Below are 17,864 nucleotides of genomic sequence, written 5' to 3' on the forward strand. Positions count from 1 at the left end.
GGTAAAAAAAATGCGTATTTAACACTTGATTAAAATACGCAATTTTCCCCGTTTTAAACCTGACTTAATCTAGTAATTATATTTTTACTTTTTCATATAATCCAGTTACTGCATTGAAAGCCTTTGTTAAATCGTTACTAATTTGATACATCTCAGAAGGCTTAAAACCTTGATTCATCAATTTCTCTTTATTGTTTTTTACATTCTCCCACTTGGTCATAGCGACCCCTAATTTCTCATCAATCTTTTCATTATTAAAATTAGAGATCAACAACATCGTAATAGCTCCATCTATTTCGTTAAAAACGTTACTAAGCATAGACTCCGAATTTTTAGTCTTTAGAGTAGTTTGATTTGCAAAATAATATAATGCCAATCGCTGAGATAACATACGCTGTCTACCTGCCATATTGATCATTTTTTTAAGCTCTAAATCAGATTCTCCTAGACCTTCATCCTCTAACAGATTATCATCACTTTTATTAGCACCTTTTGATTCTACAATAACTGCTGATACCACATCATTTGTAGCTTTTAACAGATCTGTATTTAGATCAATGATTTTCTTAGCATTATCATAGTTTGGTGTACTTTCGATAAGCTTTTTAAATTCAATCCAGATTTTATCTACTTTAGTAAGTCTATCTTTCGTTAATTTATATCCAGAATTTTGTCTAATGATACCATTTTGTTTTTCAAAAATGATTTTACTTGTTAAAAGGTCTCTCTTAGCTTTGGCATCGCTAGGGTTCTCAACCAAATAAAGGTATGATTTTGCCATTTTTTGGCTTAACATTCTTTGCTTTCCAGAAATATTAACCGCTTTATTAAAAGTTAACATTCCATATTTCATATTTTGTTGTGCACATATCGTATTCGTGCTAGATATTCCAATTCCAATAGATAGGAATAATATCATAAATTTAAATGTAAAACTATTTTTCATTGTTTAATTTTTAAAATTGAGATTAATTTTAGTATTCCTCTAGTGCTAGTTGAGTGATTTTATTATCGGTCGATAATCCTAATATCAATATGGTAGAAGAATTATCGAATTCCATTAAATAATGTTTAGTACCTTCATCATCCATTAAAAATGAAGAGGATCCCATTTTACCTTTTTTATTGTGATTATCTGTGATAAAAGTTTTTACTTTATCTAATGTGAATGAAGATTGAAGTTCGGGAGAAAACAATCCAAATATCTGATCTGCATCATTGGCATTATACGCATCTGCAATCTTAGTGACAGTCATTTTATAACTATCCTCAGTTTGAATAAAACTAGAACAAATACATATTAATAATAAAAGAGTAATTTTTTTCATAAGATTTAGGGTTAAAATATTATAAGATTTAACGTTATTAGTTACACTTTGGTTATTTCGAAATAGTTAACTTATTGACTTAAAATTATCCAGAAATCCTTTAAAACACATCGCTAATCGACGAAGTACAAATTACATACGTTAGGCAGCTCTATATAATCGACAACTATATTTTATATGATCAATAATAATTTTTTACTAATCCAGTTAACTAGATAATAGTACATTGACAAAGAACATTTAGATTGTTTCAAAACAACATAAACACCTATTTTTCAAATAAATAAACTTAATCATATCATAAGTTTATAAAAACGTCGAGTATCAAAAATTTCTTAAATCTATGTTAAAATTACGGTTAAACCATAACAAAACTATTGTTTTAATACATGTTTAACAATTGTAAATGTATTTCATCGATATTATTAACATTTAATCGAAAAACAAAGCAACTTTTATATAACAAAAAAGAGTGAAATCGTTACGCACTAAGTATTAAATATTGAATTTCAACAATATAAACACTTTAACACAATTTACATTAGTAAGAATAAAGCTACATTTTTTTATGAATAAAATATTATTAATCCTAGGGAAATTTCTATTAGCTCTTTTATTGACAGTACTTACTCAAATTGGAGGCATCATCTATTTGATTATAGAAGTACTGTTCTTTAAAAAAAATAAAGGTTACAGAATACAGAAGTACGGTATACTCCTAGTAACCTACATAATATGTACTTTTATTTTAGTCCCTTATTTAGCGCCACTATTTGGTAGAGAGAAAATTAAAAATACCGAATACATAGAAGCTTGTTCATTTTTTACTGTACTATCCAATAGAAATTACGTTACTCCCGATTTAAATCTTTCCATACAAGCAATTGCTAAAAAAATAAGTCTAAAGCATTCTAATATCAAATTGGTATATCTAGATGCTAATTTTCCATTTATAGATAAATTCCCTTTGCTTCCTCATCTTAGTCACAATGATGGAAAAAAAATAGATATCTCATTCATTTATAAAGATGTAGATAATCAACTAACTAATAAAAAGCCTTCCTTATTTGGATATGGTGCTTTTGTAAATCCTGTTGGCAATGAAATTGATCAAACTCATAGATGTAAGAAAAAAGGATATTGGCAATATGACTTTACCAAGTACGTAACATTTGGTTTTGTAAATAATCAATTGAAACTTTCTGAAACCGCCACAAAAGATTTAATTTTGGCAAGCGTAAATGAAAAGATAGTTGGTAAAATTTTTATCGAACCTCATCTAAAAAACAGACTACATCTAACAAATCCTAAAATAAGATTTCACGGGTGTCAAGCAGTAAGACATGATGACCATATTCATTTACAATTAAAATAGACTTCGATAAGCTCAGTCTGATATAAAAAAATAGCAATATGCAAACTAAGACACTATCATTACATCACATCATTAAAACTCCAACTATTAAAAGTGATAAAACTCCTGTTTTATTTATGTTTCACGGATATGGTAGTGATGAAAATGATTTATTTTCTTTTGCACCAGAACTACAACAAGAATTATGTATCATCTCTGTAAGAGCTCCTTATCCTATGCAACCATATGGAAATGCTTGGTATGCTATTTATTTTGACGCCGCTCAAGGAAAATTTAGTGATGATGCACAGGCTATAGAATCTCGTGATAAGATTGCAAACTTTATCGATGAAGCTATTGAAGCTTACCAATTAGATGCAAGTAATGTAACATTATTAGGTTTTAGTCAGGGAACCATACTCAGTTATTCAGTTGCATTATCATATCCTAAAAAAGTAAAAAATGTAATTGCGCTAAGTGGATATTTAAATGAAGATATTCTTAAAGAAAATTACGAAAATCAGGATTTTTCAAATCTAAATATTTATTGTTCTCATGGTAGTGTAGACCAAGTAATTCCTATCGATTGGGCAAGAAAAGCTCCTGTTAAATTAAATGAACTAGGAATCCAAACAACACTAAATGAATTTCCTGTGGGTCATGGTGTAGCACCACAAAATTTTTATCAATTTAAAGATTGGTTAGCTAAACATTTGTAAAAGTATACTCATGCTATACTAAACGGTTATTGTTTTCGTTGAATTAAAACCACAAGTCTTAAAACTCTTCAAATGAAAACACTAACTACTCCAATTGTTTTCCTATTTTTTTTATTGTCTTTTACCTTAATAGGAACAGCGCAGATCACTTATGAAAATGCTTTTCCAAATATCGATTTTGAATTTCCGGTAGAAATTCAGTCTCCAAGAGATGGAACCGACAGAATGTTTATTCTAGAACAGAGAGGACGAGTTAAGGTGTTTCCAAGAAGAAGTAATGTACTAGAGAGTGAAGTTGATACTTTTTTAAATATTACTGATCGTGTGCGATTTAGAGATGGACAAGAAGTGGGTCTTTTAGGATTAGCATTTCATCCAGATTATGACACCAATGGATATTTTTATACATACTATACCACTGATAGTCCAGTTTCAGGAATTACTGTTAGAATGGTACTCTCAAGATTTACAGTCAGCCCTACAAATCCTAATTTTGTAGATCCCAATAGTGAATTAGTTATTTTTCAGTTCGATAAAAACCAAAATAATAGCAATCACAACGGTGGTAAAATCGAATTTGGTCCTGATGGATATCTATACATTTCTATTGGAGATGGTGGCGGTGGAAATGATCCTGAAGGAAATGGACAAAATAAAAATACTGTTTTCGGTAGTATCTTACGAATTGATGTGGACTTAGACGGAAATAATGCTGTTGAAACCAATCCTGATTTACCTAACGGAAATTATGAAATACCTAGCGATAATCCTTTTGTAGGAGTAAATGGATTAGACGAAATATATGCATACGGAATAAGGAACACCTGGAAATTCTCTTTTGACGATGTTACAGGAAGATTATGGGGTGCTGATGTAGGACAAGGTGCTTTTGAAGAGGTGAATCTTATAGAAAATGGTAAAAACTATGGTTGGAGTCGTTTCGAAGCTAATTCTGTAGCCAATAGTAGTGTTACTATTTCAGGACCTACGGAATTCCCTGTACACTTTTATAATAGAAATCAGGGAGATAGATCAATAACAGGTGGATATGTGTATAGAGGTTCCGAAATAACAAGTCTTAGCCCAGATATTAGCTCAAAATATATTTTCGGAGATTATGTAAGCGGAAGAGTTTGGGTCTTAGACTATAATCCATCTACCGGAGATGCAAGCAGCACATTACTATTTAATACTTCTGGAGAATTTGTCTCATCCTTTGGAGTAGATAAAAATGGAGAACTCTACTTTAGTGATTACGGAAGTAATGCTCAATTATACAAGCTTGTGGATGGTACTTCTGCCCCATCAGGAACTGCTGTAAATGGTATCGGAGAATGGAATCCTCTTAACCAAGGAATTCCCGATGGAATAGTCCAGGCAATAGCAACAGATACCAATGGAGATGTATATCATGGTGGTACTTTTACCGAAGCTGGAAACATAAACGCTAATAATATTGCTGTCTGGAATGAATCTTCTGGATGGAGAACATTTAGTACTGGTGCTAACGGTACAATTAATACTCTCAAAATTGCTGGAAATGGCAATCTCTACGCAGGAGGTAGTTTTACCGAAATTGGCGGTGTTGCTGCAAATAATATTGCTATGTGGAATGGAACTTCTTGGTCAGCTTTAGGTCCTGGAATAGATGGTACCGTTGCAGCCATAGAAATAGATAACAACCTTGTTTATGTCGGTGGTGTTTTTGAAACTGTGGATGGTACTACAGTGAGAAATATTGCTTCTTGGAACGGTGCCTCATGGTCAGCTCTAACAGATAATACCTCTTCAGTTTCCGGAACTAACAATGAAGTACGATCTCTAGCTGTAGACACGGATGGGATATTGTATGTTGGTGGAAATTTTGATGAAGCCGGTGATATGACCGCTAATCGAATTGCCACTTGGAATGGAAATAATTGGGATACTCTTGGAACAGGAACGAGCGGCTTTGTTGAAGCGATCGCAATTTCAGGAAATGAAATTTTTATTGGAGGGAACTTCTCTATTGCAGGTGGACAAACCGTAAATCGTATTGCCAGATGGAACAAAACCTCATCTAGTTGGTCTAGTTTGGATAATGGCGTAAATAATATTGTAAATACGCTAATCCACGATGGAACTCATGTATATGTAGGAGGTGCTTTCGATACCGCCAATATTGATAATTCTAATAGTATTATCGTAAATAATATTGCTCGATGGAGTGAAACTGATGGATGGCAAGCACTGGGAACAAATACTAATGTTGGTGTTAATGTAAAAATAAACACGCTAAGTTTTGCATCCAATACTAATGATACCGATACATTATTCGCAGGAGGTAATTTCTCTATAGCAGGTGCAAATAATGCTAATAATACTGCTCAATGGATATCAGATAGCGTGTTAAGCACTCCGGATATACAAGAAGAGCAAGTATACCTTTATCCTAATCCTACCACTGGTATTGTAGAACTTCCAGAACAAACTGATTGGATTCTTACAGATATTACTGGAAAAATTATAGAAGAAGGATTTAGTAGTTCCTTGGATATTTCTACAAGAAAAACCGGAATGTACTTTCTTACCATAAAGGACAAGAAAACTCTAAAAATCATTAAGAGATAAGTTAAAAAAAAGATTATCTATACTTATCATTCAGGCCAATGCCTTTTAAAATCATTGGTATTATTTTTTGTAATCTAGCGTCTTTGGTAGCATCTCTTTTTGCGGTAGAAATATACTCCATATATTCCTTTTGTTTAAAAGGCATTAGTTTACTAAAACTTGTTTTTAGTTCTTTATTCTGTTCTAACTCCGTTTTCAAATGATATGGCATTTCTATTTCCGTAGAAGATCTTTCGATGGTTATTTCCTTACCTTCTTTTTGATTCTGTATTGCCTCTAACACATATGCTAATACCTGATCTTTATTTATGTCATCAAAAGAACTAAACCTCCATTGTCTTAAACCTTTGGTTTTTCCTTCTTGTGCATTTATTAGCTTACTATAAGGATCTTTTAAAAAAACTCCCTGATGAAACCATATTCCAACATAAGACTTAAAAGCACTTAAGCCAACAACATTTTTGCCATTGATTGTATACGTAGGAACTCCCCATTTAATAGTTTCTTCCATTTCGGTAGTAAGCATAATGGATCTGAGCAATTGCAAGCTCTTCACCCACTCTGGCTTTTTTGAGATAAATTCTTCTACTGATGTATTGTACTGCATACCGCTTTTTGATTCAAACTTTCACATAATTCATTGATTAACTTCAATATACTTATATCTTTTTACATATAAGAAAACTATGGTATAAAACTTGATAATCAAAAAAAATAAAATTAAAACAATGAGAACTCTAATTTTTGGACTTTTATTAATGCTATTGTGTAACTCTTGTTTTCCAACGAAAATTGCTCCAAGAATTGAGGATTATAAGGTCACTACAGGTAAAAAATTTAAAAAACAACTTCCTAAAAGAGGTGCTTTTATTTTTGAAGACCCTAAAGACGCCAATGAGTTCTATAAGTTCGTGAACGCAAAATTCAAATTAAATGATCTAAATGTCCAATGGAATGTTCCTTTTAAAATAGATGAAAAAGAATTTTATTTTTCTTTTTACGAAGTTGAAAGAACTTCCAATATGGTAAATTTAGCTCCAATGGTAATTGACGGAGTACTATCAAGATATGATCATGGCACGATAATGGAAGATATTTACACCACCAGAAGTGGTACATGGTACATCGCATTAACAGTAAATGATGAAGAGTTTATGGATCCTTTAAAGGAAAACTACCCTCAAAAAGAAGAGGTAATTACATTCTTAAGAAATCTCAAAAAGGAATATCTATCTACTCGTAATTATAGAAAATATTCAATGATGAACTAAATCCTTTAGTAGTACTAAAAATAACATCGAATAAACAATCTTGTTTAATAATTAGACTACAATATCGGAATATAAAAATCTACCAAAAACTTTCCTTCTGGATGTTCTCTAAAATCATTATGATATATTTCGAAAGGAGTTTTCTCTGATTTTGTATACCCTTGATCATTCATCCAAACAAATAAACTACTCCAAGATTTCTCGAAATCACTTGGTTTAATTTCCATACTGGCAACGATACTTCTACCTCCAACAATCGTAAGTGGTTGTATTTCTCCTTCAGACTTAATTTTCTGATCCAATAATAGAGAGATACTCATTCGCACTTTATCTGGTGAAGTAACCTTAAAGCTATCGTGAAATACCCTTGCAACTTTAGTTTCTCTGTCATTCATTACACCATTAGATCTTCCCCATTTAAAGAGTCTTTCAAAAGTATTTTCGATACCTTCTACTCCAATATGTGTAATGCTAGCAAAATGTAAATCTGGTAATTCTTTAATCTCAATTTTTGTATTCATCTCAATCCATTTTAAGTGATTAGTTATATTGCAAATGTATTGCTCAAACAACAGCTCTTCTTTTCCATTCTTGCTTTTCACTTTGCCAATCTTGCTAAACTTATTGGGAAGACGTTTTCTAAACTGACTTGGACTTACTCCATAAAACTTTTTGAACGCTTTAGTTAGTGAAGAATTACTACTAAAACCAAACTGAAAAGCTACTTCGGTTATACTTACTGTTTCCTTATGCATTAAAATAGAAGCTATTTTTTCTAAACGTCTTCTACCGATATAGGAGTTTAAGGTTTCACCTATGATCGCTTTAAAAATACGATGAAAATGAAATGACGAATATGAAGCTACATTTGAAATAATATCTAATGACAACTCTTTATCAAGATTATGATCAATATACTCAAGCGCCAAATTAATTCTCTGAATATATTCTTTCTTTAGAAACTGTTCTGAATCAAACTCCATAGTATTTATTGTCCACTTTTTAGTCTAAATCTTCTCTACTAAAATCCTTGTGAAAATCTTTTGTATTCTTAAAACCTAGTTCTTCAAGTTTTTCAAGTTTTTCAAAATATGGATTAATAAGATTACTAAACTAGAATAAAAATTCCCTATAAATATTAAAGTAATATAGTAAGTTAAACTAAAAAGTTATAAATTCCTTCCTCAACCAAACACCTGTTTTATGAAATTAAATGAAATAATTAAAAACTCAACATCATATCTATTTATTATTTATATAATCGGTTTTTTAATTGTAAATATAAGTTTAAGTAGATATGGTGTTTTTGTAAAAGACTTATTTTCATTAGATTACATAAAATCAGGTGTTCTATTCTTAATACTTTTTGTAGCTCCTGCTATATCACAAATTGAATCAGCTAAGAGAGTACGTTCATATGTTTGGAATAGTGATAATATATTTTCAAAATGGCTGATAACAAATTATCTGGTAAAGATATTACTTTCTATAATTTTTTTGTTAGCAGTTCCTATGGCTTTTTTAGGTATTGTAGAACTAATATTTATTAATCACTTTGAAAACAAATATGTTATATATCTTATTTACGCATTTATGATTACAATTATTAGTTTTCTAGTAAATAGATCCTTTGATCTTAAAAAACCTGAAATTTTTATGGAACTATTACCTTTAACATTTTTCATAATTTTATCATTACATCTTTTTGCAGTAAGTATATACCCAAACATTAAGTTCCAACTTGGTGGAGGAGCAATTTACACAAAAACCATACTAGTAAATGATAAAAATGATAATGTGATAACAGAAGTGTCAAAAGTTCTTTACGAATCAGAAAAAAATATTTATACCCTACACGACTCTATAGTTATAACTATACCAAAAAATAGAATCCTAAAAGAGATTTTCAAACTCCAGGAATAATTAAGTAAATTGATTTAAAATTAATCGTACAATAATATTTTTAAATTTTGATCAAGATTTGAATTCCATTCAAATTCTATAGTTATTAGAGCCTTTTCTTCATTCCAATCAAATTCTGTGGCTTGATCGCCAATAAGAATAGATTCTGGAGCTTTTGAGATGTTATGAATCACTAAAGAGATGCTTCTTTTAGTTTTTTCAAAATTAGCTCCTGTTTCTGCAGTAAAGTTCATTGAAAGTGTAGTATCGGTAGTAGAACTTTTAAACCTTAAAAGCTCATATTTACCTTTTTCATAGGCATTCGGTGTACTTCCGTCATCATCATATAAAATATCACTGCTCTTTTTAACAGTCGCATCATAATAATAATGTAAAGTCAACTCTTTTGTATTGTACGATTCTGTGTTTTGTACGGTAGCAACCATGGGTATAAATGCTCCTCCTCTTACAAAAACTGGTATGTGGTTTTCTTCAGTCTCTACTGTAATATATCTTCCTCCTTCATATTTTTTTCCTGAATAAAAATCAAACCAGTTTGCTGTTTTAGGAAAATATACATCTTTAGAAGCTACTCCAGGTTTTACAACTGGAGATACTAAAAAATCATCTCCCCATAAATATGTATTAGAAACTGTTTGTAATTCTTTAGTATCCATATCCTCAAAAAATAGAGGTCTCATTAATGGCATTCCTTTTTGGTTGTTTTCAAATGCTAATGTATAATTATAAGGAAGCATTTGATATCTGAGTTCGATACTTTGCTTAGCTAAATCTTTCGTTTTTGTATCATGAAAAACAGGTTCTGGTGCTATATGTTCTTGTGCATGTGGTCTGTAAATTGGTTGAAAAACTCCGTACTGCAACCAACGTGTATATAGTTCGGGATCAAACTTTTCGCCTCCCGCAAATCCTCCTAAATCAGAATGCATATATCCTAATCCCTGAATAGCCATGGATAATGCAATCTCTGTTTGCGGTTGTAAACCACCCCAACTTCTACTGACATCTCCAGACCAAGGGATCATTCCAAATCTCTGAGAGCCAGAATACCCAGCACGCATTAGGATAAAAGGACGTTGATTAGGAAAATCCTTTTGATATCCTTCCTGAACCAATCTTGCCCAATCATGACCATATATATTATGCACTTCATCTGCAGATCCTGTAGCATGTAATAAAGCAGATGGATGTACTTCGGGCTCACCTAAATCTCCCCACCAACCAGCAATATTATAGTCTTTGGTATAGGTTTTATAAATATTCCAAAACCAATCTTTTCCCTTCTGATCATAAATATCTACAATTCCAGTATTTCCAAAGTAAAAATCATAGACGAAAGGATTTCCAATAGAATCTTTACCCAACACTTTTTCAGCTACTGCTTCTTCCCACTTTTTAGAAGTTGATAATATAAATGGCTCTGTAATTAATATCGTTTTGACTCCTTGATCTTTGAAATCGTTAATCATTTGTTTTGGATTAGGAAATGAATCTTTTAAAAACTCAAGATTTCCCATATGACCTTTAATATCTTTACCAAACCAATAGATATCTAAAATAACTGCATCCACAGGAATTGAATCCTTTTTAAACTTAGCAATTGTTTCTTTTGTTTCTCTTTCAGAATGGTATCCAAAACGACTGGCAAAATTTCCAAAAGCCCATCTAGGTGGTAGCGGTTGTTTTCCTGTTAAGTCTGTATATTGATCCATTAAGTCTTTCCAATCATCTCCTGCAACTACCTGATATGTTTTTCTCCCATTTATCGTTTCATAACTTAACGTATTATCTTTCTTGCTATCGATATCAAGAAATCCAATCGGTGCATTATCAAAATGAACGGCATATTTTTTTGATGATAAAACTAGAGGCATGGTATAATTCATCAATTCAGAACGTGTCTCATATCCGTAGTGCGCTCGATTATACAGTTGTAATCGATTTCCTCTTCTATTCATTCCTACTACTCGTGAACCTGCTCCATAAATCACTTCTTCTTTATCTAAATTAAAATTTAAGATCTCTGTAGTATCTGTTTTTACGTACCCATCTTTTTCAGAAATAAGCTCTTTGTCATTGTACAAATAAGATATATGAAAAGGTTCTTTTGAGATATTTACACTAATTCCATTTGCAAGTCCATAAGTAATTAATCCATCGGTTTCAGTAAGATTGGCTTCTATTCCATTTTTCAAAATTACTGCATGAGATGACTCATTATAGGTTTCACCAGCAGGTATAAAAGAAGTCTCTACAATTTTATTCGAATATAATTTGATAATATATTTTCCATTATCTCTAGGAATTTCTATAAAGCCATCTTTTTTATAAGTACTATAATTAGCGATGGCATCACTAGAATTATATTTACAAGAAAGCAATAAAAAGGTAAACACTCCTAAGAGCAAAATAGAAAAAAATCTTGAATTCATTTGGTATAGAGTTTTCGACAATAGATAAGAGTCAAATATAGCAGAATCCCTTTACAATAGGGATATAACAACAATCGCTCTGATCGAATTATTAAATTTTCATCGAAATTCAAAAAACGCAACAAAAATCACAACAGATTACTACAACGTTTTCGTTATACCAATAGACAAGCTGTTCCTTAAAAGTAAGCGTATTCATACACTTGTACAGTAATATAAAACACCTAACCTTAAGCTAAACATTTCTTGAGATACACTAAACATTTTGGTAATACCGAAACTATACTTTTAGGGTATTAATAACCAATTTAATCTTAATCGTATCACACATGAAAAATCATTCTTACTCTGTGGTAAGTAGATTCAAGAAAACACTATGTGTTTCAGCTTGTTTAGGCTTACTTTTCTCTTTTTCAACTTTTGCTCAAAAACAAAAAGACGAAACCAAACCATCCTTTGATCTTCCAAAAGATAATCATTATGGTAAAGAGGTTTATGCCAAAGGTCAAGGTAGATCCTTCAGAAATTTTGGAGATTTATTATTCTCGCGAGCAGTATTAGACGCGTCTAGCTTTTCTGAAGGACCAACTTCTGGTTTATTTATTGGAAATGGTCCAATCAACCAACAAGAACTTCCATTTACAGGTAAACAACCGATTCAGGGTTTCTCTGCTGTACTAAATAACTTCGACGGAACATTCACTGCGATGTCTGATAATGGTTTTGGTAGCATTGAAAACTCTGCAGACTATAACTTACGATTATACAAAATTAGACCTAGATTTGAAACGTTCTTTGGAAGAGGTGAAGGAGATATCCAAGTGCTTGATTTTATCGAACTAAGAGATCCTAATGGATTGATTCCTTTTGCTATTACCAACCACTTTAGTGATGAAAGAATACTTACAGGTGCTGATTTTGATATCGAATCTATTCAGAGAACAGCTAATGGCGACTACTGGATTGGTGATGAGTTTGGTCCATTCTTACTGCATTTTGATAAGAATGGTGTCTTATTAGATGCACCTTATGCGCTACCTGATTTAGACAATCCTGGCAAAGAATTAAGAGCTCCACAAAATCCTTTTAGCGAAGAAGCTAGTGCTATTAGAATTATGAATGCAATGCGTTCACATGCACAAGCTAATGGTAGTAAAGTACCGGTAATGTCTCCTTGGTTTGTAATGTTAGATGATAATGATACGAATACATTGGTAGGAAGTAGAACTACTCCTCCAAATGGATTATCAGAGGCTTCTAGCGAATTATTTAATGTTTCTTCTTTAAACAGAGCTGGACACCCTGTTGTTGTATATACTGTTAATGATTCTGAGAACATGAATCGACTATTAGATCTAGATCTGCAAGGTATTATTTCTGATCGTCCTGACTTATTATTAGAAGCAGTTCAAAATTTTGATAAAAACCAAGACGGACGTTCTGACTATTTAGATGAAGAAGGACTGATCGATGTAAATCTTTTTGATGCTCAAGGACATCGTGGAGCTAGAAACTTACGCCCTGAAAACACCTTACCTTCTATGGAAGCTGCATTAGATTACTTAATGCCTACTTTAGAAACGGATTGCGGAATTACCTTAGATAGAGTTCCTGTTTTGGATCATGATCCACATATCGAAGCTGCAAAAACAAGAAAAGCAGATGGAACACCTTATGAATTTGAGGATGAAGTATTAGTAAAAGATCTTACGCTAGCTGAAATTCAAAATACTTTTATTGCAGACAAAATATTAGCTGGTAGACCTGTACAAACAAATGATCTAGCCTTATCTCCTGTATCTGTAGCTTTTGCTAATGAAAGAGGGTTTATCGATCCTTATATCATGCCTTCTTTGCAACAACTATTTGATTTTGTTGAGTTTTATGTGGAGTATTATAAAAATGGAGCTGGAGCATCAACACCAGATGCTACTAGACGATGGAAAAACGCGTCTAAAGTTCGTTTCAACATAGAAACAAAAATAAACCCGAGAACTGATGTAGATGATCGTGGAGATGTATTCGCAGAAAGAACTGTAAATCCAGAAACCTTTACACAAGCGATCGCAGATATTATCGTAGCCAACAATTTAGAGGATCGTGCAGATATTCAAAGTTTTGACTTTAGAACTTTACTGATCTCTCAAAAGCAATATCCTTCTATTAGAACAGTTTGTTTATTTGGTGATTTTCCAAAAGTAGGAGATGCTGGTGATGGAACAAATCTTCAGGATCAAAATGGTGAAAACACTCCTTGGTTAGCAGGAATGTACTGGCCATATAGAGTAACAAAATTAGATACGCCTTTTAATGTAAAACAAAGTGGTGGTTTCGAAGGAATGGCTTTAACCACTGACAATACAAAATTACTACCATTATTAGAAAAACCATTAGAAGGTAGCGAATCTAATAACTTATTGATTCACGAATTTGATCTTGCAAGTAAATCATACACAAATAACAAATATGAATATCCGCTGAACGAAAGAGCAACTGCTATTGGTGATTTCATTATGTTTAGTGGAACAAGAGGGTTAATCATTGAAAGAGATGGTTCTCAAGGAGATTTAGAAGGTTTTAAAGCCATTTATGAAATCGAATTAGATCAAGATTCTACTTTAGTACAAAAGAGATTAAACGTTGATCTATTAAAAATAAGAGATCCAAGAAGAATTTCTGAACCTGGATTGCCTGGTGATGTGGGTATCGGTAGAGATTTTGCTTTCCCATTTGTTACTATAGAGAGTGTAGTAGTATTTAACCCCTTCCTTATTGGAGTATTAAATGACAACAACTATCCATTTAGTGTAGGAAGACATGTGGGCGAAGGATTACCAGATGATAATGAGTTTATCTTACTATGGTTAGATCAACGATTAGGAATGCCTTGGTATACCAAAGAAAACACCACCTCAAGACTTCAAAATGATGATTTTAAAGCATACCCAAATACATTTACAAATAAGGTAACTTTTGAGTATGCAAAAAATGACATCAAATCTGTAGCGATTGATATTTATGATGTAGCAGGAAATCTTGTAAAAAAAGTGGACAATACTTCTAATATTAATGAGAATGGTTTCGAATATACCTGGGATGCATTATCCGACGGAGGTGCTACAATAGCTACAGGAATTTACTTTGCCATTATAGAAGTGGATGGTGAGTTCATTAAGAAAAAACTTGTAAAAAAATAAATCTAATATATTAACCAACTTGCCAAAACCAAAAAAGACCTGTTTATTATGAACAGGTCTTTTTCTATTTGTAATTTTCTTTTTGTTTCTTATTGGCTTCTAGGATATAAAAAGGATTGTGCTACTTCAAAATCCACTACTCCATCCTTACGTACATCGTAAATAATAAATAATTGACCCCAATACACTCCATCGGTAAAATCTGCGATAATCCATTTATGATTTAGCAATCGCACCTTATTAATTGCCATGTTTCCTTCCATTCCTGCATAAGGAACTATTGGATTATCCGCTCCAGCTTTGTTTTGAGCTATAATTTGGTCACTAATCGTTAATTCCAGTTTTTCTGCATCATAACCTTGTTCTTCGAAATAATTGATTGCTTCTTCATCACTTTCCAAAGAAAAATAAGTAAGTTCTAAAACACGATCTATCAACGAATCTCTTTCTAGATTTTTAGTTTCAATTTCTTTATCCTTTTCTGCTATTGTGGCCATTAGATTCTCAATCTTACCATCGTAAGATTCTTTGGCTTTTTTAGCATTCATGAACTGAAATAAAACGAACAAGACAGAAAAAATAAATAGGTATAGAAATATTCTACTTCGCATATTAAATGGTAATTTTTAAATTATCGTAAGCCAAAAATACATTTTTGGGGAGTTGTTTTTGTACTTCTTCATGAAAGCCTAACATATGGCTAATATGTGTGAGATATGCTCTCTCGGGCTTTACTTCTTCTATAAATGCCAAAGCTTCGTCTAAATTAAAATGAGAATGATGTGGTTCTATTCGAAGTGCATTGACCACTAACACCTTTACTCCTTTTAATTTTTCGGTTTCTTTTTTCTCGATCGTTTTCATATCTGTTAGATAAGCAAAATCTTTAAATCTAAATCCAAAAACTTGCAATCTATTATGCATGAGATCAATGGGCATCACATCCAGGTTACCCAGTGAAAATGGTTGGTTAGTTAGTTCATTTTCTATAACACTGGGTGCTCCTGGATATTTATTTTCTGAAGAAAATATATAACTAAATCTTTCTCTTAAAGCTTCTAATACTCGTTTATGCGCATATACTGGTATATCACCTTGCCTAAAAAAGAATGGGCGTATATCATCCATTCCCATAGTATGGTCTGCATGTTCGTGTGTAAAAAGAATTCCATCAATTCGTGTTACCTTATTGGCTAGCATCTGTTGTCTAAAATCAGGACCACAATCAATTACATACTGATATTTATCCCAAGAGACAAGTACAGATACTCGTAATCTTTTATCTTTTTGATCTTCACTTAAACATACAGGATGTGTGCTTCCTATGATTGGAATTCCTTGTGATGTTCCGGTTCCAAGAAATGTAATTTCCATATTAAACTATGCGTACAAGCAAATGTACTTATAATTTTTTTGCGTCAAAAGTAATTCATTTCTACAGTCATTATTTATATCAATTATAAAATGCGAAAAATTACGTTCACTTTTTTTTAATAATCCTTAATCTATTAGTAACTTTACGTTAAACAAAAAAAGCCCATTTTGCTATGCCTATTACGATTATGGGAGACAAAGAATTTGAGTCTGTCCCTTCAATTAAAAGTAAAGCCTTACGAATTAATTTAAATGCCAATATATATGGTACCTTCGCTGAGATTGGTGCCGGACAAGAAACTGTACGTAATTTCTTTAGAGCTGGTGGTGCTTCAGGTACTATCGCGAAAGCCATGAGTGCTTATGACAAAGACTTTAGTGATGCTATCTACGGAATCGAAGATGATAAACGATATGTGACAGAAGCACGGTTAAAGAAAATGCTGAAGCATGAAGTAAAATTAGTCGAACAACGTATCAGCAGAGAAAAACATCCAAACAAATTATTTTTTAGTTACGCCAATACTGTTGCTACTATTGACTTTGCAAAAAAATATAAAGGTCATGGATGGGTAGGTATCAGATATCAAACGAAACCAGATGAAGATTATAATGAGATTATTCTTCATATTCGTTTTCATGAAAATGATGCCAAGTTACAACAGATGACACTTGGTATATTAGGAGTAAATTTAATTTACGGAGCCTACTATAAGTATGATAATCCAAAAAAATTACTTCGATATTTATACGATCATTTAGATAAAGATCAAATCGAAATTGATACCATTAATTTCTCTGGTCCGAGATTTAAGAAAGTAGATAACCGATTGATGAGTTTACAATTGGTTAAAAATGGAATGACCGAAGCTGTAATGTTTGGTCCTGATGGTAATAACGTTTTACCAGCAGCTGTATTATACAAAAAGAACATTCTAGCACTTCGCGGTAGTTTTAGACCAGTGACCAAAGTAAACATGGATATTTACAAGAAATCATTAAACATGTTTCTTAATGAGAATAAGGTAAATAAAAATAAAACCATAGAAATTTTTGAAATTACACTTTCTAACCTAAGAGCAGAAGGAGAAATCGATGAAGAAGATTTTATGTCTAGAGCCAGATTGTTATGTTCATTAGGACAAACTGTGATGATCTCCAACTTCCAGGAATATTATAAAGTTGTAGAATATTTCTCCAATTATACAAAAGAGCGAATGGCTTTATCTATGGGTGTAAACAATCTAGTGGATATTTTTGACGAAAAATATTATCGTCACTTAAGTGGTGGTATTTTGGAAGCTTTTGGAAAATTGTTCTTCAAGGATCTGAAAGTATACCTCTACCCTCTTAAAAATCCAAAGACAGGAGAGCTTACAACCAGTGAAAATCTGAAAGTACATCCAAGAATGAAGGAATTATACAAGTTCTTTAAATATAATGGTAAACTACAAGATATTGTGGACTATGATCCTACGATTATGGATATTTTTTCCAGAGAGGTTTTACAAAAGATACAAGACGGAGAATCTGGTTGGGAAGAACAACTACCAGAACTTATTCCAGAAATGATTAAGGAGAATAATTTCTTTGGATATAAAGAAACAGAGACCGTTTAATCGATTAGCGCGCTAATTGATGATTTCAGTTCATTAT

At 32.0% G+C, this 17,864-nt stretch carries 14 protein-coding genes; 7 read left to right on the forward strand and 7 right to left on the reverse strand.

Features of this window, described 5'->3' with window-relative positions:
- Positions 1-76 precede the first annotated feature (76 nt).
- Positions 77-946: a type IV pili methyl-accepting chemotaxis transducer N-terminal domain-containing protein gene (locus ACWNT5_RS17085; protein ID WP_456518027.1), complete on the reverse strand. Its 870-nt coding sequence runs from the start codon at positions 944-946 to the stop codon at positions 77-79.
- Between the two features lie 28 nt (positions 947-974).
- A complete protein-coding gene (locus tag ACWNT5_RS17090) occupies positions 975-1,328 on the reverse strand; it encodes a hypothetical protein (RefSeq protein ID WP_299602131.1) in 354 nt (117 codons plus the stop codon).
- A 568-nt stretch (positions 1,329-1,896) separates the two neighbouring features.
- On the opposite strand from ACWNT5_RS17090, the gene ACWNT5_RS17095 reads away from it, so the two are divergent.
- The 3 genes from ACWNT5_RS17095 (at position 1,897) to ACWNT5_RS17105 (ending at position 6,011) form a co-directional block, all read left to right on the forward strand.
- Positions 1,897-2,703 carry a hypothetical protein gene (locus ACWNT5_RS17095; protein ID WP_456518028.1) on the forward strand — a complete coding sequence of 269 codons (807 nt, stop codon included), beginning with the start codon at positions 1,897-1,899 and terminating at the stop codon, positions 2,701-2,703.
- A 38-nt stretch (positions 2,704-2,741) separates the two neighbouring features.
- A complete protein-coding gene (locus ACWNT5_RS17100; RefSeq protein ID WP_456518029.1) occupies positions 2,742-3,401 on the forward strand; it encodes an alpha/beta hydrolase in 660 nt (219 codons plus the stop codon).
- A gap of 72 nt (positions 3,402-3,473) precedes the next feature.
- Positions 3,474-6,011, forward strand: coding sequence for a PQQ-dependent sugar dehydrogenase (locus ACWNT5_RS17105; RefSeq protein WP_456518030.1), 2,538 nt, complete (start codon positions 3,474-3,476; stop codon positions 6,009-6,011).
- 13 nt (positions 6,012-6,024) lie between these two features.
- Here the strand turns inward: ACWNT5_RS17105 and ACWNT5_RS17110 are convergent, their stop codons facing one another.
- Complete coding sequence (locus ACWNT5_RS17110) at positions 6,025-6,618, reverse strand: YdeI/OmpD-associated family protein (protein ID WP_456518031.1); 594 nt, start codon at positions 6,616-6,618, stop codon at positions 6,025-6,027.
- 121 nt (positions 6,619-6,739) lie between these two features.
- On the opposite strand from ACWNT5_RS17110, the gene ACWNT5_RS17115 reads away from it, so the two are divergent.
- Positions 6,740-7,282 (forward strand): hypothetical protein, encoded by a 543-nt coding sequence (locus tag ACWNT5_RS17115; protein ID WP_456518032.1) that lies wholly within the window; start codon positions 6,740-6,742, stop codon positions 7,280-7,282.
- 56 nt (positions 7,283-7,338) lie between these two features.
- Here ACWNT5_RS17115 and ACWNT5_RS17120 read toward each other — a convergent pair whose 3' ends face one another.
- Positions 7,339-8,265, reverse strand: a complete 927-nt coding sequence (locus tag ACWNT5_RS17120) for an AraC family transcriptional regulator (RefSeq protein ID WP_456518033.1) — start codon at positions 8,263-8,265, stop codon at positions 7,339-7,341.
- 220 nt (positions 8,266-8,485) lie between these two features.
- On the opposite strand from ACWNT5_RS17120, the gene ACWNT5_RS17125 reads away from it, so the two are divergent.
- Entirely contained in the window at positions 8,486-9,205 is a 720-nt protein-coding gene (locus tag ACWNT5_RS17125; protein WP_456518034.1) for a hypothetical protein, read from the forward strand.
- A 20-nt stretch (positions 9,206-9,225) separates the two neighbouring features.
- On the opposite strand, the gene ACWNT5_RS17130 is transcribed toward ACWNT5_RS17125, so the two are convergent.
- Positions 9,226-11,637, reverse strand: a complete 2,412-nt coding sequence (locus ACWNT5_RS17130) for a TIM-barrel domain-containing protein (protein WP_456518035.1) — start codon at positions 11,635-11,637, stop codon at positions 9,226-9,228.
- A gap of 329 nt (positions 11,638-11,966) precedes the next feature.
- Here ACWNT5_RS17130 and ACWNT5_RS17135 point away from each other — a divergent pair, with 329 nt between their 5' ends.
- Positions 11,967-14,834: an esterase-like activity of phytase family protein gene (locus tag ACWNT5_RS17135; RefSeq protein WP_456518036.1), complete on the forward strand. Its 2,868-nt coding sequence runs from the start codon at positions 11,967-11,969 to the stop codon at positions 14,832-14,834.
- 89 nt (positions 14,835-14,923) lie between these two features.
- Here the strand turns inward: ACWNT5_RS17135 and ACWNT5_RS17140 are convergent, their stop codons facing one another.
- Positions 14,924-15,382, reverse strand: a complete 459-nt coding sequence (locus ACWNT5_RS17140; protein WP_343912147.1) for a hypothetical protein — start codon at positions 15,380-15,382, stop codon at positions 14,924-14,926.
- Positions 15,383-15,446: 64 nt separating this feature from the next.
- The gene (locus ACWNT5_RS17145; protein WP_456518037.1) at positions 15,447-16,208 is read right to left on the reverse strand and encodes an MBL fold metallo-hydrolase; all 762 of its coding nucleotides are present in this window, start codon (positions 16,206-16,208) and stop codon (positions 15,447-15,449) included.
- A 173-nt stretch (positions 16,209-16,381) separates the two neighbouring features.
- On the opposite strand from ACWNT5_RS17145, the gene ACWNT5_RS17150 reads away from it, so the two are divergent.
- Positions 16,382-17,827, forward strand: a complete 1,446-nt coding sequence (locus ACWNT5_RS17150; protein ID WP_299602159.1) for a TonB-dependent receptor — start codon at positions 16,382-16,384, stop codon at positions 17,825-17,827.
- Positions 17,828-17,864: the final 37 nt, after the last annotated feature.

The sequence above is a fragment of the Aquimarina sp. 433 genome (assembly GCF_054054605.1).